This is a genomic window from Streptomyces sp. S3(2020), assembly GCF_013044505.1.
Lineage (GTDB): Bacteria > Actinomycetota > Actinomycetes > Streptomycetales > Streptomycetaceae > Streptomyces.
Map to the genome: position 1 here is coordinate 1 of NZ_JABERD010000005.1, position 23,666 is coordinate 23,666.

At 71.6% G+C, this 23,666-nt stretch carries 21 protein-coding genes; 17 read left to right on the forward strand and 4 right to left on the reverse strand.

The features are described from left to right. Window positions 1–883: RICIN domain-containing protein (locus tag HLK59_RS03090; protein ID WP_171139617.1), on the forward strand; the 883-nt coding region annotated here is incomplete at its 5' end. Window positions 884–906: 23 nt separating this feature from the next. Here the strand turns inward: HLK59_RS03090 and HLK59_RS03095 are convergent. The 4 genes from HLK59_RS03095 to pdxA all read right to left on the reverse strand — a co-directional run bounded on the left by HLK59_RS03095 (window position 907) and on the right by pdxA (window position 8,341). Then, on the reverse strand, window positions 907–4,413 hold the full coding sequence (locus HLK59_RS03095; RefSeq protein WP_171139618.1) for a BTAD domain-containing putative transcriptional regulator: 3,507 nt from the start codon (window positions 4,411–4,413) through the stop codon (window positions 907–909). Window positions 4,414–4,506: 93 nt separating this feature from the next. Next, a complete protein-coding gene (locus HLK59_RS03100) occupies window positions 4,507–5,187 on the reverse strand; it encodes an SDR family oxidoreductase (RefSeq protein WP_171139619.1) in 681 nt (226 codons plus the stop codon). A 45-nt stretch (window positions 5,188–5,232) separates the two neighbouring features. Then, window positions 5,233–6,045: a DeoR/GlpR family DNA-binding transcription regulator gene (locus HLK59_RS03105; protein ID WP_171139620.1), complete on the reverse strand. Its 813-nt coding sequence runs from the start codon at window positions 6,043–6,045 to the stop codon at window positions 5,233–5,235. A gap of 67 nt (window positions 6,046–6,112) precedes the next feature. Then, on the reverse strand, window positions 6,113–8,341 hold the full coding sequence (pdxA, locus tag HLK59_RS50760; RefSeq protein ID WP_171139621.1) for a 4-hydroxythreonine-4-phosphate dehydrogenase PdxA: 2,229 nt from the start codon (window positions 8,339–8,341) through the stop codon (window positions 6,113–6,115). 210 nt (window positions 8,342–8,551) lie between these two features. On the opposite strand from pdxA, the gene HLK59_RS03115 reads away from it, so the two are divergent. The 16 genes from HLK59_RS03115 to HLK59_RS03190 all read left to right on the forward strand — a co-directional run bounded on the left by HLK59_RS03115 (window position 8,552) and on the right by HLK59_RS03190 (window position 23,612). After that, window positions 8,552–10,126, forward strand: a complete 1,575-nt coding sequence (locus tag HLK59_RS03115; RefSeq protein ID WP_171139622.1) for an ABC transporter substrate-binding protein — start codon at window positions 8,552–8,554, stop codon at window positions 10,124–10,126. A 3-nt stretch (window positions 10,127–10,129) separates the two neighbouring features. Next, window positions 10,130–11,059, forward strand: coding sequence for an ABC transporter permease (locus HLK59_RS03120; RefSeq protein WP_171139623.1), 930 nt, complete (start codon window positions 10,130–10,132; stop codon window positions 11,057–11,059). A gap of 3 nt (window positions 11,060–11,062) precedes the next feature. Continuing rightward, complete coding sequence (locus HLK59_RS03125; protein WP_171139624.1) at window positions 11,063–11,983, forward strand: ABC transporter permease; 921 nt, start codon at window positions 11,063–11,065, stop codon at window positions 11,981–11,983. A 3-nt stretch (window positions 11,984–11,986) separates the two neighbouring features. Continuing rightward, window positions 11,987–12,838: an ABC transporter ATP-binding protein gene (locus HLK59_RS03130; protein WP_171139625.1), complete on the forward strand. Its 852-nt coding sequence runs from the start codon at window positions 11,987–11,989 to the stop codon at window positions 12,836–12,838. Further along, window positions 12,835–13,809 (forward strand): dipeptide/oligopeptide/nickel ABC transporter ATP-binding protein, encoded by a 975-nt coding sequence (locus tag HLK59_RS03135; protein WP_171139626.1) that lies wholly within the window; start codon window positions 12,835–12,837, stop codon window positions 13,807–13,809. The genes HLK59_RS03130 and HLK59_RS03135 overlap by 4 nt, the downstream gene beginning before the upstream one ends. Continuing rightward, the gene (locus HLK59_RS03140) at window positions 13,806–14,786 is read left to right on the forward strand and encodes an aldo/keto reductase (RefSeq protein ID WP_346779633.1); all 981 of its coding nucleotides are present in this window, start codon (window positions 13,806–13,808) and stop codon (window positions 14,784–14,786) included. The genes HLK59_RS03135 and HLK59_RS03140 overlap by 4 nt, the downstream gene beginning before the upstream one ends. A 23-nt stretch (window positions 14,787–14,809) precedes the next feature. Further along, a complete protein-coding gene (locus HLK59_RS03145) occupies window positions 14,810–15,589 on the forward strand; it encodes an aldolase/citrate lyase family protein (RefSeq protein ID WP_171139627.1) in 780 nt (259 codons plus the stop codon). Then, window positions 15,586–16,755, forward strand: coding sequence for an exo-alpha-sialidase (locus tag HLK59_RS03150; RefSeq protein WP_171139628.1), 1,170 nt, complete (start codon window positions 15,586–15,588; stop codon window positions 16,753–16,755). Before HLK59_RS03145 ends, HLK59_RS03150 begins: the two co-directional genes overlap by 4 nt. Window positions 16,756–16,999: 244 nt before the next feature. Next, window positions 17,000–17,149 carry a hypothetical protein gene (locus HLK59_RS03155; protein ID WP_171139629.1) on the forward strand — a complete coding sequence of 50 codons (150 nt, stop codon included), beginning with the start codon at window positions 17,000–17,002 and terminating at the stop codon, window positions 17,147–17,149. Between the two features lie 213 nt (window positions 17,150–17,362). Continuing rightward, a complete protein-coding gene (locus HLK59_RS03160; protein WP_171139705.1) occupies window positions 17,363–17,938 on the forward strand; it encodes a carboxymuconolactone decarboxylase family protein in 576 nt (191 codons plus the stop codon). Then, entirely contained in the window at window positions 17,935–18,807 is an 873-nt protein-coding gene (locus tag HLK59_RS03165; RefSeq protein ID WP_171139630.1) for an RNA polymerase sigma-70 factor, read from the forward strand. The genes HLK59_RS03160 and HLK59_RS03165 overlap by 4 nt, the downstream gene beginning before the upstream one ends. A gap of 265 nt (window positions 18,808–19,072) precedes the next feature. Continuing rightward, window positions 19,073–19,654 (forward strand): TetR/AcrR family transcriptional regulator, encoded by a 582-nt coding sequence (locus HLK59_RS03170; RefSeq protein ID WP_171139631.1) that lies wholly within the window; start codon window positions 19,073–19,075, stop codon window positions 19,652–19,654. Between the two features lie 128 nt (window positions 19,655–19,782). Then, a complete protein-coding gene (locus tag HLK59_RS03175; RefSeq protein WP_240982172.1) occupies window positions 19,783–20,943 on the forward strand; it encodes a ring-hydroxylating oxygenase subunit alpha in 1,161 nt (386 codons plus the stop codon). Next, the gene (locus HLK59_RS03180; protein ID WP_171139632.1) at window positions 20,922–21,851 is read left to right on the forward strand and encodes a 3-keto-5-aminohexanoate cleavage protein; all 930 of its coding nucleotides are present in this window, start codon (window positions 20,922–20,924) and stop codon (window positions 21,849–21,851) included. The genes HLK59_RS03175 and HLK59_RS03180 overlap by 22 nt, the downstream gene beginning before the upstream one ends. Beyond that, entirely contained in the window at window positions 21,838–22,857 is a 1,020-nt protein-coding gene (locus HLK59_RS03185) for a 3-hydroxyacyl-CoA dehydrogenase NAD-binding domain-containing protein (RefSeq protein ID WP_171139633.1), read from the forward strand. Before HLK59_RS03180 ends, HLK59_RS03185 begins: the two co-directional genes overlap by 14 nt. Then, complete coding sequence (locus HLK59_RS03190; RefSeq protein WP_171139634.1) at window positions 22,854–23,612, forward strand: VOC family protein; 759 nt, start codon at window positions 22,854–22,856, stop codon at window positions 23,610–23,612. The genes HLK59_RS03185 and HLK59_RS03190 overlap by 4 nt, the downstream gene beginning before the upstream one ends. Window positions 23,613–23,666: the final 54 nt, after the last annotated feature.

Below are 23,666 nucleotides of genomic sequence, written 5' to 3' on the forward strand. Positions count from 1 at the left end.
ACCCCACGCCGAGCCCCGCACAGAGCCCGCCACCGACCCCGCCCGCCCCCGCAAGAGCCTCCTGGCCGGCGCCGCCATCGCCGGAACCCTGCTGGCGGCCGTCCCGTTCCTCATCACCACGCCCCACGGCGACGACGAGCACGGCAGCCGCTCCACGGACGCCCTCACGGGCACTGTCCTCGGCGGCGCGGCCGACCAGGAGATCCCCGGGGTCTTCGGCACCGCCGCCCCCTCCCCCGGCGGCACCGCGTCCACCCGTGCCAAGGACGGCAGCGGGCACGGCAAGGACGGTTCAGGTTCAGGCACCGGCTCAGGCTCGGGCACCTCCGGGGGCGGTTCGGGCCACTCCGGATCGAGCTCGGGCGGCAAGAAGACCCCGGATGCGAAGACGCAGAAGTCCGCCCAGACCCCCTCCACTTCGAGTACCAAGTCGAACAGCGGCAAGACCACGGGGACGAACACGGGCGGCACCAGCAGTTCGGGCAGCACGGTCACCGCCGTGGGGATCCGTGGCTACGCCTCCAACCGCTGCCTGGACGTCACCGACGGCTCCAGCGCTGACGGCACCCCCCTGCAGATCTGGGACTGCACGGGAGCGTCCTGGCAGAAGTGGAAGTTCATGGCGGACGGCACGGTCCGCTCGATGGGCAAGTGCATGGACGTGGCCTGGGGTTCGACGGCCAACGGCGCTTCGATCCAGCTGGCGGACTGCAGTGGCAACCAGGCCCAGCAGTTCCGGCTGAACTCCTCGCACGACCTGGTCAGCGTCAAGGCCGACAAGTGCGTGGACGTCAAGGACCAGCTGACGGCCAACGGCAGCGCGCTCCAGCTGTGGACGTGCGGCGGCACCGACAACCAGAAGTGGGGCAAGGTCCAGCTCTGACAGAGGTCCGGCGCCTGCCGCGGTCAGTCCTGTGCGCGCCGCGCGGTGCCCGTCCAGTGCATCGCGCCCCACCGTCGCGCGACCCCGTCCGCCCGTGCGAAGTACCGGTGGGCCGTCTCCTCCTCACCGAGCAGCCGGTGCAGCAGGCCCAGATAGTGGGCCACCGGTCGCATGGCGAACACGGTGTACGCGCCCCCCGACAACTGATCGCGCACGGGCAGCAGTTGCCGTATCAGCTCGGGTGCCTCGGCATGCCGCCCCAGCAGTGCGGCCAGTTCGGCGCGTATGCAGGTGTTCCGCGTGTGATGGTGATCGTGCCGCAGCGCGATGCGCCCGACCGTCCGGGCCTCGTCGAGCCGCCCCAGGCGGGCGAGGACCAGCGCGTACGTGTCCCCGTCGATCGGACCGTTGCGCTCGTACCGGTCCCGGGCCAGTGCCACCAGTTCCGCCACCTGCCCCCGCGCGAGCCCCACGGTGATCAGGGCCAGCTCGTGGAAGTCCCGGGCGTGCATCATGCCGTGCCGGCGCATCAGTGCGCCGACCTCGTCGTATCCCCGCAACGCCCCGTCGAAGTCCCCCTGCACCTGCGCCAGCATGGCGAGGCTCGCCCGGTGTACGGCCTCCGACTCGACCAACCGGTAGCGGCGGGCGAGTTCCAGGCCCGCCTCGGCGTGCCGTCGCAGCGCCTTCGGGTCGTTGCGTGCCCCGGCGACACTGGCGTCGATGAACTGGCACACCCACCGGTAGACCGGCAGGTCGAGCCGTTCGGCCAGCACGCGCAGCTCGACGGCGATCCGGGAGCGGAACCCGATGGCCCGCTCATAGGAACGGCACTTGGCAGCGGAGGCCAACGCCTGGGCGAGCAGGGCGGGTTCACCGCTGCGACGGGCCACGACGACCAGTTCCCGCGCGGCCAGCACGACCCGCTGGGGGTCGTCCTCACCGGACAGTTCGGCGACGAGCGTGTCCAGCAACAGGCAGCGGACCGCCGCGCCGGGCTCCTTCTCCGCGATACCGAACTGGTCCGCATCCTGGCCCGCGTCCTGACTCGCATCCTGGCCCGCGTCCTGACTCGCCTCGGCGAGAAGCCGTTCCAGAGCGGCCACGACAGGCCGGTCCACCGCGCCGTAGGGGCGCGTCTGCCAGGGAGTGGGCACCTGCCACCCGGTCAGCGCGGCGGCGAGCAGGTCGTCGCGCCCGGCCGCCTCCGCGATCTCGATGGCCCGGCTCCGGGTGACCCGGGCCGCAGGTGCCGTTCCTGCCCTGACCTGGGCCCGCAGCAGCTTCCCGAGCAGCTCGACCCGGCGCGCGTCCCGGTCCCCACCGGGCTCCGGTATCCGCTCGTACGACTCGACGACCCGTTCCAGCATCCCCACGGCGGCGTCGTAGGCGTATCTGCGCTCGGCCAACTCAGCGGCCCGCAGACCGTGTTCGACGGCAAGCGGGGCCAGGGCCGCGGTACCGGACCGGGAGCAGTGGTGGGCGAGGGCGGTGGAGTCGTCGGGCCGCAGATCGCGCAGCGCCTCGGCGACGCGGGCGTGCGCACGGCCGCGGCGCAGCCACGTCAGGTCGGTGTAGAGGGTGTCGCGTACCAGGGCGTGGGCGAACCGGATCCGCCCCGGCCCGGGTTCGACGAGCAGGCCGGCCACGACGCCCGCCTCCAGCCCGTCCAGGACGTCCGCCTCGCCCGACTCGGCGGCCCGCATGAGCACTTCGACATGGGCCTCTCGCCCCACCACGGCGGCCAGCCGCAGCACCTCGAAGGCCTGCCGGGGCAATCGGGCGAGCCTGCGCCGCAGCACGTCCCGCACTCCTTGCGGCACATCGGACAGCGCCACCAGCGACCCCTCGCTGGCCAACAGCCGTGCGCTTTCCCGCACATAGAAGGGGTTCCCGCCGGTGCGCTCGGCCAGGGCGGTCACGGTGTGCGGGTCGACGTCGGCCCCGCACACCGCGGTCACCAGGGTGCGTACGTCCCGCGTCTCCAGTCCGCCGAGGGCGATCCGGTACGGCGACGACCTGGCCGCGAGCTGTCCGAGTGTTCCCGCCAGCCGTCCCGCCTCTCCGGGCCGATGGGCGGTGAGCACCAGTACGGGCGGCCCGTCGACGCCCGTGATGTACTCCAGCAGGGCGAGCGTCTCGGTGTCGCCGCGATGCAGATCGTCGATCACCACGGCGAGCGGACCACAGGCGGCGACCTGTCCCATCCAGGTGGCCACGGCCCGATGCAGCAGAAACCGCCCGGCCACGGCGTCCGTCGGCGCCTCCTCGGCCGCGCGCTCCCCCAACAGGGCGGCCACTGCCGCCGGTTCGGCGGGCGGCGCCTTCTGAGCCAGCGCCCCCAACGCCTCGACCCAGGCCCAGGCGGGCGGGGCGCCGTCGAACTCCGGGCACCGCCCCACGACCACGGTCCACCCCTCCCGGGCCAGCCGCTGGAAGGCCCGCCCCAGCAACCGGGTCTTCCCGACCCCGGCTTCCCCGGTGACCTGAACGACCCCGCCCGAGTACCGGCTCGCATCCGCGGCCTGTGCGAGCGCCGTCAGTTCGGTGTCCCGGCCGACGAAGAGGTCGTCGCCCACGGAATCCGCGAGGGGGGCTTCGAGAGGGCTCAAGGTGCCACACTCCGCCTCCGGGGTTGCGGCCGGGGTCGGGGATGCACCACCGCCGTCTGACACTCGGTCGTCGAACGCGTTGCTTGTCCGGCCCCGTCTCCCCGCGCCCAACGCCTCGTCTGCCGCGCCCTCCCCGACTGCGCTTCCTCCCAGCGCGGTTGCCTCACTCTGATGGCATTGTCCCCGGAGCAGTTCCTGCTCAAGTGCGACCAGTTCGGGTCCCGGCTCCAGCCCGAGCTCGTGGCGCAGAATCTGTCGGCTGCGGCGCAGCGCGCCCATCGCGTCCGCCCGCCGCCCGGCCCCCGACAGAGCGGTGGCCAGCAGTCGCCACCCCTCCTCACGCAGGGGCTGCTCCCGGGTGAACACCTCGGCCAGGGGCACGGCCTCGTCCCCCCGCCCGCCACGGATCACGGCGTCGATGAGCATCTCGCGTGCGGTGAAGTGGAGTTCGGTCATCCGGGCCACCTCGGTGAGGGCCCATTCGGCATCGGCCACCTCCACGAAGGCGGGTCCCCGCCACCACCCCAGTGCCTCCTGCAACAGGCGTCGGGCCTCGTCGGCGGACACCCCCCGGGCCCGCCGCAGTGCTTCCTCGAACCGCCAGGCGTCGACCGCCTCGTCCGGCAGCCGCAGCGCGTAGCCGGGGGCACTGCTGACCAGCACCTCGCAGGGCGCTCGCCGTGGTCGCCGCGGCTCAAGAACCCTGCGCAGATTCGAGACGTACGACTGGAGCGAGGCCAGAGCCCGGCGCGGTGGACTCCCCTCCCACAACTGGTCGACCATCCGGTCGACGGACACCACACCGCCACGGGCGCAGAGCAGCATCGCGAGAACGGCCCGCTGCCGAGGCCCGCCGAGCCCGACCCGCACGCCGTCCACGTCGGCCTCTATGGACCCGAGCACTCGCAACCGCACCATGATGGAGGCATCGTAGGCGCTGTTCCCGTGCCTCCCTGATTCGAAAGGCGTAGAGGGCGATGGCACTCTCGGCGCCCCGACCCCTCGGCGATGTCAGAGCGAGGCCCCCGCGCACTGGACGAGTTGCTGACCGGTGATCGCGCCGCCCTCCGGTCCGAGGAGGAAGGCCGTCAGGCCCGCGACCTCCTCGGGGGAGACGAGCCGTCCCAGCGGCGGGAGCGCCGGAGGCGTGCGGGCTCGGCCGGGGTCGGACAGCATCGGGGTGTCGGTCGGGCCGGGGGCGAGCACGTTGACGGTGATGCCGCGGCCGGCCAGTTCGGCGGCCCAGGAGCGCGCGAGCGCGGGCAGTGCGGCTTTGGTCGCGGCGTACTGGCTCTTGCCGGGGACGCCGGTCGCCGTGCGGCTGCCGACGAGCACCACGCGGGCGCCGTCGGGCAGCCGGTCGGCGAGTGTGTCGACGAGGATCGTGGCGGCCTGGACGTGGACCCGCCACATCAGCTCGCCGTCGGCAGCGGACAACTCGCCCAGCGGGGCGGAGCGTTGGAGCCCGGCGGCGTGCACGACCGCGTCGGGGGCGGTCAGGTCGGCGAGTGCCTCGGGCAGTGTGGCGGGCTCGGCCAAGTCCGCCTGGAGCCAGGTCAGTCCGGGCGCGGGTGCCGGTGGGCGGCGGCTGATTCCGGTGACCTGCCAGCCGTCGCGCAGGAGGCGACGGGAGATCGCCGCTCCGATTCCCGAACTGACGCCGGTGACCAGGGCGTGGCGCGTGTCAGGCATGGCGTGTTCCTCCGACGGGCGTCCGTGTCCCGGCCCGTGCGACCGTCATGCCGGCACCGTCCCCGGCTCCGGCTCGGTGGGCGGCGGCATCTCGGCCAGGATCACCTCGACGCCGTGCCCGCGCAGTTCGGCGACGATCGCCGGGTCGGCCGCCGGGTCCGTGATCAGGGTCCAGCCGGCGGGCAGCGTCGCCCAGGCGTGGAAGGGGCGGCGGCCGAGCTTGGCCGCGTGGGCGAGGACGTACACCTGGTCGGCCCGGTCGGCCATCAGTTCCTTCAGCCGGGTCTGGCGCAGGTCGGCCTCGCAGATGCCGTGCTTGGGCGAGATGCCGTCGGTGCCGAGGAAGACGCGGTCGAAGGTCATGCGGTCCAGCGCGGCCTCGGTCAGCGGGCCGACGAAGCCCTGGCTGAGGGGGCGTAGCGTGCCACCGAGGCATTCGACGTGGACCGTCTCGACGTCGGAGAGTTCCTGAAGTGCCGTCAATCCCGTGGTGGCGACGGTGAGTTCTTTGGCCGAGCGCAGTTCGTGGGCGAGGGCGCCCACCGTGGATCCGGCGTCCAGGAGGACGGTCTCGCCCGCGCGCACCTCGGCGGCGGCCCGGCGGGCGATGGCCCGCTTCGCCTCGAACGCCTCGCCCGTACGCTGCCGGAGCGATGCCTCGGGGTGGGCTGTGAGCGCCATGGCACCGCCGTAGGTGCGGGCGAGCCGGCCGTCGGCGGTCAGCTTGGCGAGGTCGCGGCGGATGGTGGAGGCGGTGACGCCGAAGCGCTGGGACAGTTCCTCGACGCTGGTGAGGCCGGTCGTGGTGGCCAGGTGCAGGATCCGGTCGCGCCGGGCCTGGGAGCCGTTGGGAGACATCTGTCGTGGAGTCCTTCGCTGCGTGGACCGCTGGGCGGCGGTCTCAGAGGGCCGGTCAGCGGACCGGTCAGGGGGCCGGAACGGACGACATCTCGGCTGCCTGGCGCAGGGCCTCGACCATGCTACCGGCCTCGGCGATGCCCTTCCCCGCGATGTCGAAGGCCGTTCCGTGGTCGACGGAGGTGCGGATGACGGGCAGTCCCACGGTCATGTTGACGCCCGCCTCGATGCCCAGCACCTTCACCGGGCCGTGTCCCTGGTCGTGGTACATGGCGACGATCAGGTCGTAGTCGCCGCGTCCGGCGAGGAAGAAGGCCGTGTCGGCGGGGAGCGGGCCGCGGGCGTCGATGCCGTCCGCGCGCAGTACTTCGAGGGCGGGGACGATCTTCTCCTCCTCCTCGCCGTAGCCGAACAGTCCGTTCTCGCCGGCGTGCGGGTTGATGCCGCAGACCCCGATCACCGGGTTCGGGACGCCCGCCCGCACCATCGCCTCGTGGCCCCGGCGCACCGTGCGTTCGACCAGCCCCGGCTCGATGCGGTTGACGGCGTCGATGAGGCCGATGTGGGTGGTGACGTGGATGACCTTCACCTTGGGCGTCGACAGCATCATCGACACCTCGTCCACTCCGGTCAGATGGGCCAGCAGTTCGGTGTGGCCCGGGAAGACGTGCCCGGCGGCGTGCAGGGCCTCCTTGTTGAGCGGGGCGGTGCAGATGCCCTGCACGTCCCCCTTCATCGCGAGGTCGGCGGCCACCCGGATGTACTGGTAGGCGCCCTCCCCCGCCACCGGGGACAGTTCGCCCCAGGGCAGGTCGGCGGGGAGCAGGCCGAGGTCGATGACGTTGATGCGGCCCGTCGTGAACTCGGCCTCGTCCGGGGTGGTCACGGTCGCGATGGCGCAGTCGACGCCCAGGATCGCCGCGGCCTGGCGCAGCCGTTCGGCGTCGCCGATGACGACGGGACGGCAGCGTCCGAGGGTGTCCGGGTGCAGCAGCGCCGGGACGATCACCTCGGGGCCGATGCCCGCGCCGTCCCCCATGGTCACCGCGATGAGCGGGAGCGGGCTGCGGTTACCGGCGGTCGGGGTGGCGTTCACCAGGGGGTCTCCTTGCAGTGAATGGGGGTGGAGGGCCGCGGCGATCCGCAGCAGCGAGTCGGTGTCGCCGAAGCTGCCGGGCCGGGTGACGACATGGCGGCCGTCGGGTGTGACGGCGTGGACGGCGCCGTGGTGGATCTGTCCGAGGGGGGTCAGGTGCGGTACGCCGAGGGCGTCGAGCACGCGGCGGGCTGTCTCCCCGCCGGTCAGGACGAGGTCGGCGTCGCCCGCGATGTCGGCGACGAGACGGGCGAGTCCGCGCACCGCGTGGTGTGCGGAGCCCGGCCGGACGCCCTGGGTGCTGTCGATGCTGAGGACGGTCACGTCCGAGGTGCCGTCAGGGGCCGGTCGTGCGCCCGGGGCTGACAACTCGTCGAGCGGTACGGCGATGTGGTGCGCGCCGCGCTCCACAAGTTGCGCGATCTGCGCAGCCGCGGTGGGTTCGGCGGTGCCGACGACGACGAGGAGGGGCCGCCGCCGACGCCGTACAGGAGGCGCCGCCGCCCGCGGTGTCAGCAGGCGGCCGACCGCGGCGGCGAGCCCGCCCGTGCCGGTCAGGCGGACGCCCGGTCCGCAGGCGAGGGCGGCTTCGGCGATCAGGTCCAGGTCGGTGTCCGTCTCCGCGTCACAGAGCGGGATGCGGCCGGCGTCGAGCGTCCGCCGCAGCACGGACGGCAGCCGACCGCCCCGTACGGCTTCCAGCGGCACGACCGCCGTACGGCAGTCCGCGAGCGCCTCGGCCACCGAGGACGGGGGCGCGGTGCCCTCCGCCCGCCAGGTGCCGGTGGCGTGCAGGGGGACCCCGCCAAGGTGGACCACACCCTCGCGCACCGTGCGGTCCAGGGCCGGCAGGGCGGTGGCGACGACGACACCCTCGGCTTCTTCCGCGAGGGCGGCCGTCTCGGCGGCGAGGTTGCCCCGCAGCAGGGAGTCGGCCTTCTTCAGCACCAGGGTGCCCGTGGGTACGCCGTGCAGGGCCTCGCGGACGCGTCGGGCGGCGTCGCTCGCGGTCAGGCTCCGGGTGTCGAGGTCCACGACCACGGGCGCGCCGTCCGGCGGCGGAGTCCACGGCGCGGGGCCGAGCACGATCCGGCCGCCCGCGACACCGAGCGCCACGGCGGTCTCCGCCGCCCCGGACAGGTCGTCGGCGAGGGCGAGGAGGTGGCGCGGTGCCCCTGTGTCGCGCAGCGGGAAGGGCATGTCCGCCTCCTTGGGCCTCGGTCGAAGGGGAGGCACGCGGGGCGCCTCGGCGGCTCGATGATGACACACCTTGCGCGATCTGCGCGAGACCCCTTGCGTGATTCGCGCAACCGTGGAACGGTTTGCGCCGCGACAGAAACCGGTGGCGTCCCGCAGGACCGGCCGCCACCCCGAGCCGGTCGCCGCACCAGAACCCCCGAGAGGTCGACGATGACCCGAACTCCCCCGAGTGAGACGCTGAGCCGTCGCACCCTGCTGCGCATCGGCGCCGCGGGCGGCGCAGGACTCGCGTTCGCTCCGCTGACCGCCTGCGCAGGGCCCACCGGCGCCCCCGGCCCCGGCACCCTGACGCTCGGGCTGAACCGGTCCCTGGTCAGCCTGGACAACAAGCTCAACCAGTTCGACGCCGCGGTGACCGTACAGCGGGCCGTGCGTCAGGGACTCACCGCCATCGGGCCCGGCTTGCAGCCCAGGCTGGTGCTCGCCGACCGCTTCGAGATGACCGCGCCGACCACCTGGAGCGTCCGGCTGCGCGAGGGCGTCCGCTACTCCGACGGCCGCGAGGTCACCGTCCAGGACGTGGCCACCGCCGTACGCATGTACGGCGAGGTCGCCGGCTCGTTCATCCTCGGCCTGTTCCCCGAGCTGCCGCGCGTCGAGGCGACCGGCGGGCGCACCTTCCTGCTCCACACCAAGGAGCCGGTGCCCGTCCTGGACCGGCTGATGGCCAACATCCTCATCACCCCGGCGAAGGACAACCGGCCCGAGGAACTCCTCTCCGGCGTCGGCACCGGCCCCTACCGGGTCCTCACGGCCAACAGCGGCGCGGGCGAGTACACCCTGGCGCGCGTCCCCGACTACTGGGGAAGACGGCCCCCGGTCGAGAGCGTCCGCGTGCGCTTCGTCCCCGAGGAGTCGAGCCGGGTCGTCGCGCTGCGCAGCGGCGAACTCGACGTCATCGACACCATCACCCCCGACTCGGCCGAGCAGCTCACCGGGCTGCCCGGCGTGCACCTGGAGAAGACGTCGGGGGTACGGATCTGCCAGCTCTTCTACAACTTCCGCAAGCCGAGGAGCCATCCGCTGTCGGACCCCCGGGTGCGCCAGGCACTGACGTACGCCATCGACGGCGAGTCTCTCGTACGGGACGTGCTGACCGACTCCGCCGAGCAGGCCGAGGGCGTCATCCCGCTCTCCCTCCAGGGCGCCGAACGCACCGGCCGCTACGTCCACGATCCCGCCCGCGCCCGGCAGTTGCTGAAGTCGCTCGGTGCCGAGGGGCTGAAGGTCAGGATCATGTGGGAGTCCGGGGAGTTCGCGGCGGACACCTCCGTCATGGAGGCGGTCGCCGAGATGCTCAAGGACGTGGGCGTGCGCACCTCCCTGCTCCAGTTCGAGCCCGGCGGCGACATCCTCAAGTGGCGCCAGGGCAAGGGCGGCGACTGGGACGTCATCGGCAACGGCTTCCCCGGGCCCACCGGCCAGGCCGTCACCATGCTCCAGGCGATGTACGCGGGCACCGCCGAGGACGAGCGCACCGGCGACGCCTTCATGGGCTACGTCAATCCGGGGATCGCCCGCCAGATCTCCGCCGCCGCCACCGAGGCCGACACCGCCACCCGGGACCGTAGGCTCGCCGCCGCCCAGCACGCCGTATGGGAGACCTGGCCGAGCCTGTGGGCGTTCGTGCCGAAGACCCTGCTCGCCCGCCGCACCCGCGTCGAGGGCATCGGCCTGCTGCCGGTCAACTCCTACGACCTGACCGCCGTACGGCTGGAGGGCTGAGCCTTGACGACCTACCTCGCCCGCCGCGTGGGCCAGAGTCTGCTCACCGTCTTCCTGACCGTCTCCACCGTCTTCATACTGGTCCGGCTGGCACCCGGCGACCCCGCCTCCGCCTATGCCGGGCCGACCGCCACCAGCGCCGATCTGGCCCGCATCCGCGAGCAGTTCGGCCTGGACAAGCCCCTGATCACCCAGTACGGCATCTTCCTGCGCGACCTGCTGACCGGCGATCTCGGCACCAGCTACTCCTTCCACTCCTCGGCCCTCGACGTCGTCCTGGACCGGATGCCGTACACGATCACCCTCTCCGTCGCGGCCATCGCCGTCACGGTGGCCGTCGCCGTCCCGCTGGGGGTGTGGATGGCCCGCCGCGCGGACACCAAGCGCGAACTCGGCGCCAACGTCCTCACCATCGCCGGACAGTCCATGCCGGACTTCTGGACCGGTGTGATGCTGCTGACCGTCTTCGCGGTGCTGCTGCCGGTGCTGCCCGCCTCCGGTTTCACGTCCTGGAGCGGCCTGATTCTGCCGACGGTGACCATCGCGGTCCTCCAACTCGCCCTGATCTCCCGGCTGGTGCGGCGCGAGATGACCACTGCGCTCGCCTCGCCGTACATCACCGTGGCGCGTTCGCGCGGTGTCTCCGAACGGGCCCTCACCTGGCGCTACGCCCTCGCCAACTCGGCGGTGCCGCTGGTCACCGCAGTCGGCACCCGGTTCGCCGCGCTGCTCAACGGTGTCGTCGTGGTCGAGGTCGTCTTCGGCTGGCCCGGCGTCGGCTCCCTCGTCGTGCGCGCCCTGGAGACCCGCGACTACCCACTCATCCAGGCGACCGTCCTGGTCACCGCGACCCTCGCCATCCTCGTCCAACTCCTCGTCGACCTCGCCTACCCGCTCCTCGACCCGCGGGTACGTCTCGGAAAGGCGGCCTGATCCATGACCACCACCGTGGCCGGTCCGGCCCGTCCCGAACGGCCCAGCGCCGTCACCGACCGGCAGCTCCACCGCTCCGCCGCCGCCCGGCAGCGCCGCAGCGCCCGCATCAAGCTGTGGGCCGGCGCCGTCTGCACCACGCTCGTCGCCCTGCCTGTGGCGCTGGCCAACCTGCTGCCGCTGCCGGACCCGAACGCGCAGGATCTCGCCGGGCGCAGGCTCGCCCCCTTCACCGACGGGCACCTGTTCGGCACCGACCAGCTCGGCCGCGATCTCCTGTCCCGGCTGCTGCACGGCGGCCAGGTGTCGCTGACGGTGGGCATCCTCGCGGTCCTCGTCTCCGGCCTCATCGGGATCGCGGCGGGCTCGGCGGCCGGCTACTTCGGGGGCTGGATCGACGCGGTCGTCAGCCGCTTCCTCGAAGCCCAGCTGGCGCTGCCCCTGCTGATGATGCTGCTGCTGGTCGTCGCCCTGTTCGGCCCCTCGGTCACCGTCATCACCTGTGTCATCGCCATCGCCCAGTGGCCCGAGGTCGCCCGGCTGACCCGCTCGCTCGTCCTCGTCGAACGCGAGAAGCCGTACGTGGCGGCGGCCCGGCTGCTCGGCATGCGCGGCTGGTCCGTGCTGGCCCGGCACGTCGTCCCCAACATCGTGCGCCCCGCGAGCCTGGTGATCCTGCTGCTGCTCGCCCAGGCCGTGCTCCTGGAGAGCGCCCTGAGCTTCCTGGGCGCCGGACCGCAGCGGCCGTTCGCCACCTGGGGCCGCATCATCTCCGACGGCCAGGACTACATCACCACCTCCTGGTGGCTGGTCACCCTCCCCGGCCTGGTCATCGCCCTCCTCGTGGTCGGCGTCAACCTGCTCGGCGACGGACTGCGCGACCGCGTCCGCGTCCGCACCACCAAGACGGCGAAGGGAGCCTGAGCCATGACCGACGACACCTCCCCCCTGCTGGACGTCGAGGACCTCCAGATCGAACTGGTCACCCACCGCGGGGTCGTCCGCGCCGTCGACGGCGTGAGTTTCACCGTCGGACACGGCGAGACGGTCACCCTGATCGGCGAGTCCGGCTCCGGCAAGTCCACCACCGCGATGGGCGTGCTGCGGCTGCTCCCCGAGGGTCTCGCCGTGCTGTCCGGCACCGCCCGCATCGGCGGCGAGGACATCGTCGCCGACCCCGGGGCGGCCCGGCGGGCGCGCGGCCGTACCGTGTCCCTCATCCCCCAGGACCCGATGACCGCGCTCAGCCCCGTCCACACCGTCGGACGGCAGCTCGGCGACGCGCTGCGGCTGCGCCACCCGGGACTGTCCCGCGCCGAGGCCCGCGAGCGCGGCACCCAGCTCCTGGAGCAGGTACGGATCAGCAAGCCCGAGACCCGCTGGAAGGCGTACCCGCACCAGTTCTCCGGCGGCATGCTCCAGCGCATCCTCATCGCCATCGCGCTGGCCGCCGAACCCCGGCTCCTGGTCGCCGACGAACCGACCTCCGCCCTGGACGCCACCGTCCAGGCCGGCGTCCTCGACCTGCTGATGGACCTCCAGGACCGGACCGGCGTCGGCATGCTGATGATCACCCACGACCTCGGTGTCGCCCGCCTGGTGTCCGACCGTATCCATGTCATGAAGGAGGGCCGGTTCGTCGAATCGGGACCGGCCGAGCGGATCGTCGAACAGCCCGAGCACGCCTACACGCAAAAGCTGCTCGCGGCCGTCCCGAGCCTCGGGCCCTGGGACGAGGACGGACTCGCCGACCACACCCCGCTGGGAGCCGCACGATGAGCCCGACAGCAACAGAGACGACGGCGGCGGAGACGTCCCCGGGCCCGTTCCTCACGGTCGAGGATCTCGTCGTCGACTATCCGACCCCGGCGGGGCCCGTACGCGCCGTCGACCATGTCGGCTTCAGCGTGCCCCGGGGTGGCGCACTGGCCGTCGTCGGCGAGTCGGGCTGCGGCAAGTCCACCCTGGCCCGCGCGATCGTACGGCTGCTCAAGCCCGCCTCCGGGCGGATCGTGCTGGACGGCACCGACCTCGCGGCCCTGTCCGAGCGGCGGCTGCGCCCGCTGCGGCGCCGGGTCCAGATGATCTTCCAGGACCCCTACGGCTCCCTCGACCCCCATCTGACCGCCGAGGAGATCGTGGCCGAACCCCTGCGCCTCGCGGGCGTGAAGGACCGGGCCGAACGGCACCGCCGGGCCGCCGAACTGCTCGACCGCGTGGGCCTGCCGACCACCGCGCTGCAACGCCGGCCCGCCGAGTTCTCCGGCGGGCAGCGGCAGCGCATCGGGATCGCCCGCGCCCTGGCCTCGGGCCCCGACCTGCTGGTGTGCGACGAGGCGACCTCCGCGCTCGACGTGTCCGTACAGGCTCAAGTCCTGGATCTGCTCAGGGAGTTGCAGGCTGAGACCGGCATCACGTACATCGTCATCGCCCACCACCTCGGTGTGGTGCGCGAGATCAGTACCGATGTCGTCGTGCTGAAGGCGGGCCGGATCGTCGAGAGCGGCCCCACCGCCGCCGTGCTCGCCTCCCCCACCGACCCCTACACCCGGGCCCTGCGCCGCGCCGCCCTGGACCCCACGACGATCCGGGGCCGCGGATCCCGCGCCCGTGCGTCGGCCCCCTCGGCGACGGTCGTGTCCGAACCGGTCGTGGCCGAGACCCTGGTGGCCGAGACCGTCGTACCCGAGACGACCGCCTCCGGGCCGCAGACCCCGCTCACCGCCTCACCGGAAGGAACCGGCAAGTGATCACCGGCATCGAACTGCCGAACGTACCCGTGCCCCTGTCCCGTCTCGTGCTCGGCACCATGACGTTCGGCGACACCGTCGACCCCAAGGGTGCCGCGGACATGCTCGCGGCGGCGCTCGACGCCGGTGTCACCGGTGTGGACACCGCCAACGGCTACGCGGGCGGGGAGAGCGAGCGCATCCTCGCCGAGCTGCTGCCCGCGCACCGCGACCGGATCGTGCTCGCCACCAAGGCCGGCATGCCGCACCCCGACCACGGGGACCACGCCCCGCTGTCCGCCGCGGGGATGCGGGCCTCGCTGGAGGGCAGCCTCAAGCGCCTCGGCACGGACCACGTCGACCTGTTCTATCTGCACCAGCCCGACTGGGCCACCCCCATCGCCGAAACCCTCGCCACCGTCGCGGAGTTCGTGGCCGAGGGCAAGGTCCGCGCCCTCGGTGTCTCCAACTTCGCCGCCTGGCAGATCGCCGAACTGGTGCGTGTCGCGGATGAGTTGAGTGCCCCGCGGCCGGTCGTCGCCCAGCAGCTGCACAATCTGCTCGCGCGCCGGATCGAGGAGGAGTACGTCGAGTACGCCGCCGTCACCGGTCTGCGCACCATGGCCTACAACCCGCTCGGCGGCGGCCTCCTCACCGGGCGCCACCACTTCGAACAGGCCCCGGACTCCGGCCGGTTCGGCGATTCCCGGCTCGCGCAGATGTACCGGGAGCGCTACTGGGACCAGCGCCTCTTCGACGCCGTCGCCGAACTGGCCCGTATCGCCGCGGAGTCCGGTCTCCCGCTCACCGAACTGGCCCTGCGCTGGCTGCTCGACCGGGACTCGACGGACGCCCTGCTGCTCGGCGGTTCACGGACCGAGCACCTGCGCGCCAACATCGTCGCGGCACAGGCGGGTCCGCTGCCCGCCGACGTGACCGCCGCCTGCGACGCGGTCGGCGCCGCACTGCGCGGTCCGATGCCCGCCTACAACCGCTGAGCCACCCCCACGAGAAGGAACCCATGACCCCGGCAGAGTTCACCGCCACCCTCCGCGCCCGCGAGCAACTCCTCGGCTACTGGTGCCTGTTGGACGCACCCGTGGCCACCGAACGCATCGCCAGGCTCGGCTACGACTACGTCGCCCTCGACGCCCAGCACGGCCTCTTCGGCTACTCCGGCATGCTCAACAACCTCCTCGCGATCGACTGCAAGGGCTCCACCGCCGTGGGCCTGGTACGCGTGGAGGCCAACGACCCCGCGCCGATCGGCCGGGCCCTGGACGCCGGGGCGACCGGCGTGATCGTCCCGCTGGTCGACACGGCCGCACAGGCCGCCGAGGCCGTCGCCGCCGTCCACTACCCGCCCCTCGGACGCCGCTCCTACGGTCCGATGCGTTCGGCGTTGCGCATCGGCCCCGACCCCGCCGACGCGCACGACGCCACGGTCGTCCTCGCCATGATCGAGACCGCGGAGGGCCTGGCGAACGTCGCGGAGATCTGCGCGACCCCCGGCCTGGACGGCGTCTACGTCGGCCCCTCCGACCTGCGTCTCGCCCTCGGCGGCGCCTCCTCCACGGACCCCGCCCTGGCAGACGCCTTCGAGGCCGCCCTCGTCACCGTCCGCGAGGCCGCCGCCGACGCGGGCATCGCGGCCGGCATCCACAACCCGGACGGGCCGAGCGCCGCCAAGCGCCTGGCCGAGGGCTTCACCTTCGCGACCGTCGCCTGCGACCTGGTCCACCTGGAGCAGTCCGCCCGCCACCACCTGAGCTCGGCCCGGCCCTCTGGAGCAGCCCTGTGACCACCGCACCCCTCGACGCCTGCGACCGCACCGACACCACCCTGCCCGCGCCGACCGTGCAGAGCCACGCGGCCAACCTCACCGTCCTGCCCGGCGGCGACCTCGGCTGCGTCTGGTTCGGCGGGACCCAGGAGGGCATGGCCGACATCTCCGTGTGGTTCGCACGGCTCGCGCCGGGTGCCACGACCTGGAGCGACCCGGTCCAGCTCTCGCAGGATCCCACCCGCTCCGAGCAGAACCCCCTCCTCTTCCCCGCACCCTCCGGCGCCCTGTGGCTGCTGCACACCGCCCAGCGGGGCGGCGACCAGGACACCGCGGAGGTGCGGTTGCGCGTCAGCCACGACAACGGCGTCACCTGGGACGCCACCCGCACCCTGTTCCCCGCCACGCCCGGCGGCAGCGGCGTCTTCGTCCGCCAGCCCCCGGTCGTCCTGCCAACCGGACGTCTACTGCTGCCGATCTTCCGCTGCGTGGTCACCCCCGGCGTGAAGTGGTCCGGCGACCACGACACCAGCGCCGTGCTGATCAGCGACGACCTGGGCGACACCTGGCGCGAGCAGCCCGTACCCGGCTCCACCGGCCTGGTCCACATGAACGTCCACCGACTGTCCGACGGCTCCCTGTGCGCCCTCTACCGCAGCCGCCGCGCCGACCACGTCCACCGCTCCGTCTCACCGGACGACGGCGACAGCTGGAGCGAACCCGAGCCGCTCGACCTGCCGAACAACAACTCCTCGATCCAGTACGTCCCGTTGGCCGACGGCCGCCTGGCCCTCGTCTACAACCACGCGAGCGCCGCCGACGCCACGGCCCGCCGGGTCTCCCTCTACGACGAGATCGACGACACCGGCGGCCTCGCCGACGGCAACACGACCGGCGGAACGGCCACCACCGTGCGCCAGGCCGCCCCCTCCACGGCGTTCTGGGGCGCCCCGCGCGCCCCGCTCAGCCTCGCCCTGTCCGCCGACGGCGGCCTCACCTGGCCCCTGCGCACCGACCTCGTGACCGGCGACGGCCACTGCCTCACCAACAACTCCCGCGACGGCCTCAACCGGGAGCTCTCCTACCCCTCAATCACCCAGACCCCCGACGGCGCCCTGCACATCGCCTACACCCACCACCGCAAGGTCATCCGCCACATCCGACTCACCCCTCCGGGGCACTGACCTGGCCGCACATCCCACCGGTCCGAGCCGGACCGCGCGGCCGGCGATCACTCGACCGGCGGTCAGGGGCTCGACACCGTCTCGAACTCCGCGTCGCTGACCGCCAGGTACGGCGAGGCGGGGCAAGGTCGCCGGAGTCCGGAGTACTGACGCCGACTGACGCCCCGGCGGCCTCCGAAGGCCTTCATGCCCCGCAACTGCGCACCCGGCTTCCGCCGCCGTCACCCTGGCCTCATCGATCCGGATGGTGTCGGCCACGGCGCTCATCCGTTCACGCGTCTCCAGGGCCGAGGCCGCGGCGCAGCAGCAGTTCGGCCACGCGGTGGCGGGCACCCCGTCACAGCAGGACGAGGGCATCGACGGACTCGTCCGGGCTGTGCGGGCGGCGTACTGATCCGGCCTTCGACTGTCCGTCCCCACGGTCCGCGGTGACCGTGTGTGGACGTCGGCCCAACGGGGCGGGCAGCCGCAGTGCCTGTTGGCAGATTGCTTCCGGGGGCGAGGCATCCGCTGTCCCAGAGACGCGCCCGGCGGCGAGGGCGGTTGTCACACGCGTGGGCCCGGCGGTGTCTTCATGCCCGACAAGCAAACATCCAAGGAGGACACCGTGGCACTGCGCATTCCGAAGGCGGAGCTCCCCACCGAGCTCAGCGACAACATGATCAAGCAGCTCGGTGCTGTGGCCGAGCCCGTCGAGGTGGTGTGGCACAGCCCCAAGGTCGCCACCTCCAACCTGGAGTTCTCCGCCAAGCTGGCGGAGTGGGACGCGGCCGACGCGGGCCTCAAGTCGTTCGCGCACATGGCGGTCGCGGCGCAGGTCGGCTGCGGTTGGTGCCTCGACGTCGGCTACTTCCAGGCGCAGAACCAGAACCTGGACCTGACCAAGGCGAGCCAGGTGCCGAGGTGGCGGGATTCGGAGGTGTTCACCCCGCTGGAGCGGGACGTCCTCGAGTACGCCGAGGCCATGACGAACACGCCGCCGACCGTCACCGACGAGCTGTACGCGAGCCTGCTCGACCGGCTCGGCCCGGCGGCGATGGTCGAGCTCACCGCCTACATCGCCTTCGTCAACATGGCGACCAGGAACAACAACGCGAACGGGATCAGCTCGCAGGGCTTCTCCGATGCGTGCGGGATTCCGCTGGCCACACGTCCTGAGACCTCCGTAGCGTCGCCGGCATGACCGAGACCCCCTTCGTCACCCATCGCAGCCTGCTGTTCACGGTCGCCTACGAGATACTCGGATCGGCGGCCGACGCGGAGGACGTGGTACAGGAGTCCTGGCTACGGTGGGCCGACGTCGACCCCTCACAGGTACGTGACCCGCGGGCATACCTTGTCCAGGTCGTCACACGGCAAGCGCTCAACCGCCTGCGTTCGTTGTCGCGCAGCCGCGAGGAATACGTTGGCGAGTGGCTGCCGGAGCCACTGCTGACCAGCCCTGATGTCGCCGAGGACGTCGAACTCGCGGAGAGCGTCTCGATCGCCATGCTCACCGTGCTGGAAACCCTCGGGCCGACGGAGCGAGCGGTGTTCGTGCTTCGCGAGGTCTTCGAGGTGCCGTACGGCGAGATCGCCGAGGCCGTCGGGAAGTCCGCGACCGCGGTCCGGCAGATCGCACGGCGGGCACGCCAGCATGTGGCGGCTCGGCAGCCGCGGGTGCGGGTGAGCCGCTCGGAGCAACAAGCCGTGGTGGAGCGGTTCTTGGCCGCCTTGCGGACCGGGCGGTTGCAGGAGCTGGTGGAGGTCATGGCGCCGGACGTAGTACTGATCGCCGATGGTGGCGGGCTTGCGGCCGCCGCACTGGCTCCGGTTCACGGGAGCGAGCTGGTGGCGAAGGTGCTCGCGCGCGCCAACCGGGTGGATGTGGCCGCGCTCGAGGCGACGGCCGTGTGGCTCAACGGCGCGCCTGCGGGACGGATCGAGATCGACGGCGAGTTGGCCACGGCGATGAGCCTCGTGGTGGAGAACGGACACGTCACCCGGGTCTACCTGGTGAGAAACCCGCACAAGCTCACGCGGCTGGATGAATCGATCGCACTCACCAGGTAAGCCGACTGCTGTGCCACGGCATCGTGGGTGTTCCAGGCGGCGAGAACCGCCTGGAACACTCGCGCGATGGTTCCGCAGTGGCCAGCCATACGGGCCGGATCCTGACGTCCGCCTCGCAGCGAACCGATCCTCGGGCGTCGGCGGCATCGCGCGCCTCCGCTGAATTCCAGCCAGGCCGTTCGCCGAAGGGCGGCCCGGGTCCGGTACTTGGCCTCCCGCGGGCCGGGCGATCCGGGGACTCCCTTGATCCGACTATGCTGGCCCGATGGTCGGTCTCCCTGTCGATGCTCCTGAAAAAGACCGGCAGGAGCGCATTCTCGACGCAGTGCTCAGTCTGCTCTCCCAGCACGGTATCTCCGGTGTGAGCATGCGCGCCGTCGCGCGTGAGGCCGGTGTCGCCCTGGGGCTGGTCAGCTACTACTTCGAGGACAAGACCAGCCTCATCCGCGCGGCCCTGCGGCGCATCGAGGAGCAGGATGTCGCCCTGGTCCAGATCACCCCTGGCTCCTCCCCCGAACGGCAGTTGCGTGCGGCGTTGCGGCGAGTGGCGGCGCCGGAGTTCCTGACGACGGAGTATCTGTCGCTGCGGCTCCAGCTGTGGTCGCTCGCCCAGGCGCACGAGGACTTCGCTCAGATCAACACCGCGGCGCAGAAGCGCTACCGGGCGGGTCTCGCCGCTCTGATCCATGCCGCTCGACCGCATCTCGGCCGCGGCGAGTGCAACAGGCGCGCGGCCGACGTCGACGTCGTGCAGAACGGCATGTGGCTGACCGCCCTTCTCGGCCTGGACCGTGCTTCGCTGCGCCGCGCCGTGGCTCGGTGCGAGGAGATCGCGCTCGCGCCGTGACCTCCGGCGCGGCCCCTGGTTCCCGTACGGCGAGTGTCTCGCCCCGCCCTTCAGGCACGCACCGCCACGGTTGAACGAACGTCCAATGTGGTATTGAACGATCGTCCAGTCGGGCGTAGCGTGCCCCCATGACCCCCGTCACGATGGATGACGTACGCAGCATCTCCGCGGGTTTCCATACCGATCCCGCGCTCTCCATGTCGCTTCGCTCGGAGGCGTACGTGGACCCCAAGTGGCTCGACGCCGAACGCCGGGCCGTCTTCGCGAGCACGTGGCAATGGATCTGCCATGTCGAGAAACTCAGGTCCCCGGGCAGTTACACCGCCGCGACCGTCGCGGGCATGCCCATCGCGGTCGTCCGCGATCGCGCGGGCACCCTGCACGCCTTCTACAACGTCTGCAAGCACCGCGCGCACGAACTCCTCTCGGGATCCGGCACGACCCGGAACATCGTCTGCCCCTACCACGCCTGGACCTACGACCTCAGCGGGGATCTCAGGGCGGCCCGTCGCGCCGACGCGATGGAGACGTTCGACAAGTCGGAGATCTGCCTGGACCAGGTGCAGGTGGAAGAGTTCGGCGGGTTCGTCTACGTCAATCTGGACCCGGCCGCCGCGCCCCTCGCCGAGCAGGCCCCGGATCTGGCGGCCGAGATCGCCCACTGGGCACCGGACGTGGCCGAACTGACCCATGCCAAGCGGTTGACGTTCGAGTTGCGGAGCAACTGGAAGAACGTCGTCGACAACTTCCTGGAGTGCTATCACTGCCACATCGCGCACAAGGAGTTCGTCGACCTGGTCGACATGAGCACCTACGAGGTGAAGACGCACGGCATCTGGTCCAGCCACTTCGGGGCAGCGGGAAAACGTGCGAACTCCGTCTACGACGTGTCGGGCGCGACGGTCAACCAGCATGCGGTGTGGTGGCTCTGGCCCAACACCTGTCTCCTGCGCTACCCGGGGCGCGGGAACTTCATGGTGCTTCAGATCCTGCCCGCGGGGCCCGAACTGACCCGGGAGACCTGGGACTTCTACTTCGAGACGCCCGAACTCACCGACGCCGAGGTCCAGTCGGTGAAGTACATCGACGACGTGTTGCAGCAGCAGGACATCGCCCTCGTCGAGAGCGTCCAACGCGGCATGCGCACGCCGGCCTTCGACCAGGGCCGCATCGTGTACGACCCTTCCGGATCGGGCCTGTCCGAGCACGGGGTGCATCACTTCCACGGCCTGCTCATCGACGCCTACAGGAAACTGGTGGGCACGTCATGCCCAAGCCTGTCATCGTGACCTGCGCCCCCACGGGCGGCATCCACACCCCGACCATGTCACCGCACCTTCCGGTGACACCCGACGAGATCGCGACGGCCGCCATAGAGGCAGCCGAGGCCGGTGCCGCGATCATCCATCTGCACGCCCGCGATCCCGAGACCGGCAAGCCGGATCCGAGGCCGGAGCTGTTCCGGGAGTTCATGCCGAAGATCGCCGGGGCATGCGACGCGGTCCTCAATGTCTCCACGGGCGGCGGCCTCGGTATGACACGCGAGGAACGCCTTCGCGCGGCCCTGGCGACCTCCCCCGAAATGGCCTCGCTCAACGTGGGATCACTTAACTTCGGCATCTTCCCCATGCTGGAGAAGCACTCGCGGTGGCAGTACGCGTGGGAACCGGAGTTCCTGGATTCGACACGCGACTTCGTCTTCAAGAACACCTTCGCCGATCTCGAGTACATCGTGAAGGAGTTGGGGCAGGGGCACGGGACGAGGTTCGAGTTCGAGTGCTACGACCTCGGGCACCTCTACAACCTGGCGTGGCTGATCGACCAGGGGTGGATCGAGCCGCCGTTCTTCGTGCAGATGGTGTTCGGCGTGCTGGGCGGCGTCGGCGCCGATCTCGACAACCTCCTCCACCTGCACACGATCGCCGGGAAGCTCTTCGGCGACGACTACGAATGGTCGGTGCTGGCCGCCGGCCGCCACCAGATGCCGTTCGCGACGCAGGCGGCCATGCTCGGCGGCAACCTTCGCGTGGGACTGGAGGACAGCCTCTTCCTGGGGCGCGGCGAACTCGCCACGTCCAACGCCGCCCAGGTCCGCAAGATCCGGGGCATCGTCGAGTCCCTGGGACATGAACTGGCCACACCGGCACAGGCCCGGGCACGCCTCGGGTTGAAGGGAGCCGACCATGTCACCCTCTGATCCGCGCGACGACACGGACGCGACGTCCGCCGGACGCGTGGCGGTCCTGGGCTGCGGGCTGATCGGCCGCAGCTGGGCAGCCCTCTTCCTGGCGGCCGGCAAGTCCGTCGCCGTCCACGACCCGGACCCCTCGACCGAAGTCCGGGTGCGGCGGACCCTCGAAGAGGCCTGGCCCGTGCTCACCGCGCTGGGACTGGCGAAGACCGACGCCCCCGAGGCCGAGCTGATCGTCTGCGACGACCCGCGCGACGCCGTGGCGGGGGCGGAGTTCGTCCAGGAAAGCGTTCCCGAGCGGATCGGGCTCAAGCATGAGCTGTACGGCGCGATCGAACCGGTCCTCGGAGCGGACACGGTGGTCGCCTCGTCCGCCTCCGGCCTGACCCTCGGCGAACTTCAAGACGGCTGGCGCCAGCCGACACACCTCGTACTCGGTCACCCTTTCAACCCTCCCCACCTGATCCCGCTCGTCGAGGTGATGGGCAACGAACGCACCGGCCCGGGTGTCGTGGCACGAGCACGCCGGTTCTACGAGTCCGTCGGCAAGGTGACGATCGAGGTACGGCGCGAGGTGCCGGGCCATGTCGCCAACCGTCTCCAGGCCGCTCTCTGGCGTGAGGCCATCCACCTGGTGAACGAGGGTGTCGCGACGGTGCGCGACATCGACACGGCCGTCTCGTCCGGCCCCGGACTGCGGTGGGCTGTCATGGGACCCACGGAGCTGTTTCACCTGGGAGGCGACGACGGCGGCCTCGCCGCGTTCTGCGCACGCTACGGCGACAGCTTCAACCGCTGGTGGGACGACCTCGGCCGCCCCCACCTGGACGAGGCCACCGCCGCACGACTGGTCAACGGCCTCTCGGCGGCGGCGGATCCGGACCGCATCAGCGGTCTTGCCGCCAAGCGCGACGCACTGCTGACAGCGGTCGTCGCCGCCACGCACGGACACCTTGCCGCCCCCGCCACCGCTGCCGCCTCGTCGCCGACCGGGGCCGAGGCCGACGCGTGAACTCCCCGTTCGACATCGATCACACGTCCTTCGCGGTTCATGACGCTCTGACCTGCGCGGCACGGTTGCGTCGCGAACTCGGGGCGGTGCCCGTGTCCGGCGAAGTCCTCCCGGAGTTCCGCTACCTGCTGCTGTACGTAGGCACCGTCGACGGCGGCGGCCGTCTGGAACTCCTGGAGCCCGTCCGCCCCGGGTTCCTCACCCGCTTCCTCTCGGCTCACGGCGAGGGCCCGCATCACCTCACCTTCACCGTCCCCGACTTGGAGGCGACCGTGAGGCGTGTCCGTTCCCTCGGGATGACCGTGGTGGGTGAGAGCTACGGCCATCCCGCCTGGCGCGAGGCTTTCGTCATGCCTGATTCCGTCCACGGCACGGTCATCCAGTTCGCGCAGTCCGACAGGTCCTACCCACCCCCACACGAACTCCTCAACACTCCCGACCGGGATCCCTCGACCCTGCCGAGCGTCGAAGGAGCGACGGACCCTCTGTGGTGGACCTCGCTCTGGAACACTCCCCCGGGAAACCCCGTGCAACTGGGGCCCACGCATATCAGGTCCACGCACCCGGCTCTCTCGCGGCAACTGTTCGAGGACGTCCTCGGCGCTCAAGGGAGCGAGCAGGACGGCTCCTTGGAGTTCCTCTGGGCCAGCGGGTCGATCCGCGTACACCCCGCGGACGCTCCGGGAATCACTGGCGTCGGCCTCGACGGCGGACCGGCTCAGCGCCTGGGCATAGGAACCACCCGACCAGACTGATACATCGTCAAGTAACACCCGACAGGCTCTCATCGAGCCCCGCTGGGCTCACGG

Coding starts and splice junctions, on each gene's coding strand:
- HLK59_RS03095 (WP_171139618.1), bottom strand. CDS start 4,413: ATGGTGCGGTTGCGAGTGCTCGGGTCCATAGAGGCCGACGTGGACGGC.
- HLK59_RS03100 (WP_171139619.1), bottom strand. CDS start 5,187: ATGCCTGACACGCGCCACGCCCTGGTCACCGGCGTCAGTTCGGGAATC.
- HLK59_RS03105 (WP_171139620.1), bottom strand. CDS start 6,045: ATGTCTCCCAACGGCTCCCAGGCCCGGCGCGACCGGATCCTGCACCTG.
- pdxA (WP_171139621.1), bottom strand. CDS start 8,341: ATGCCCTTCCCGCTGCGCGACACAGGGGCACCGCGCCACCTCCTCGCC.
- HLK59_RS03115 (WP_171139622.1), top strand. CDS start 8,552: ATGACCCGAACTCCCCCGAGTGAGACGCTGAGCCGTCGCACCCTGCTG.
- HLK59_RS03125 (WP_171139624.1), top strand. CDS start 11,063: ATGACCACCACCGTGGCCGGTCCGGCCCGTCCCGAACGGCCCAGCGCC.
- HLK59_RS03130 (WP_171139625.1), top strand. CDS start 11,987: ATGACCGACGACACCTCCCCCCTGCTGGACGTCGAGGACCTCCAGATC.
- HLK59_RS03135 (WP_171139626.1), top strand. CDS start 12,835: ATGAGCCCGACAGCAACAGAGACGACGGCGGCGGAGACGTCCCCGGGC.
- HLK59_RS03145 (WP_171139627.1), top strand. CDS start 14,810: ATGACCCCGGCAGAGTTCACCGCCACCCTCCGCGCCCGCGAGCAACTC.
- HLK59_RS03155 (WP_171139629.1), top strand. CDS start 17,000: ATGGTGTCGGCCACGGCGCTCATCCGTTCACGCGTCTCCAGGGCCGAG.
- HLK59_RS03165 (WP_171139630.1), top strand. CDS start 17,935: ATGACCGAGACCCCCTTCGTCACCCATCGCAGCCTGCTGTTCACGGTC.
- HLK59_RS03170 (WP_171139631.1), top strand. CDS start 19,073: ATGGTCGGTCTCCCTGTCGATGCTCCTGAAAAAGACCGGCAGGAGCGC.
- HLK59_RS03175 (WP_240982172.1), top strand. CDS start 19,783: ATGACCCCCGTCACGATGGATGACGTACGCAGCATCTCCGCGGGTTTC.
- HLK59_RS03180 (WP_171139632.1), top strand. CDS start 20,922: ATGCCCAAGCCTGTCATCGTGACCTGCGCCCCCACGGGCGGCATCCAC.
- HLK59_RS03185 (WP_171139633.1), top strand. CDS start 21,838: ATGTCACCCTCTGATCCGCGCGACGACACGGACGCGACGTCCGCCGGA.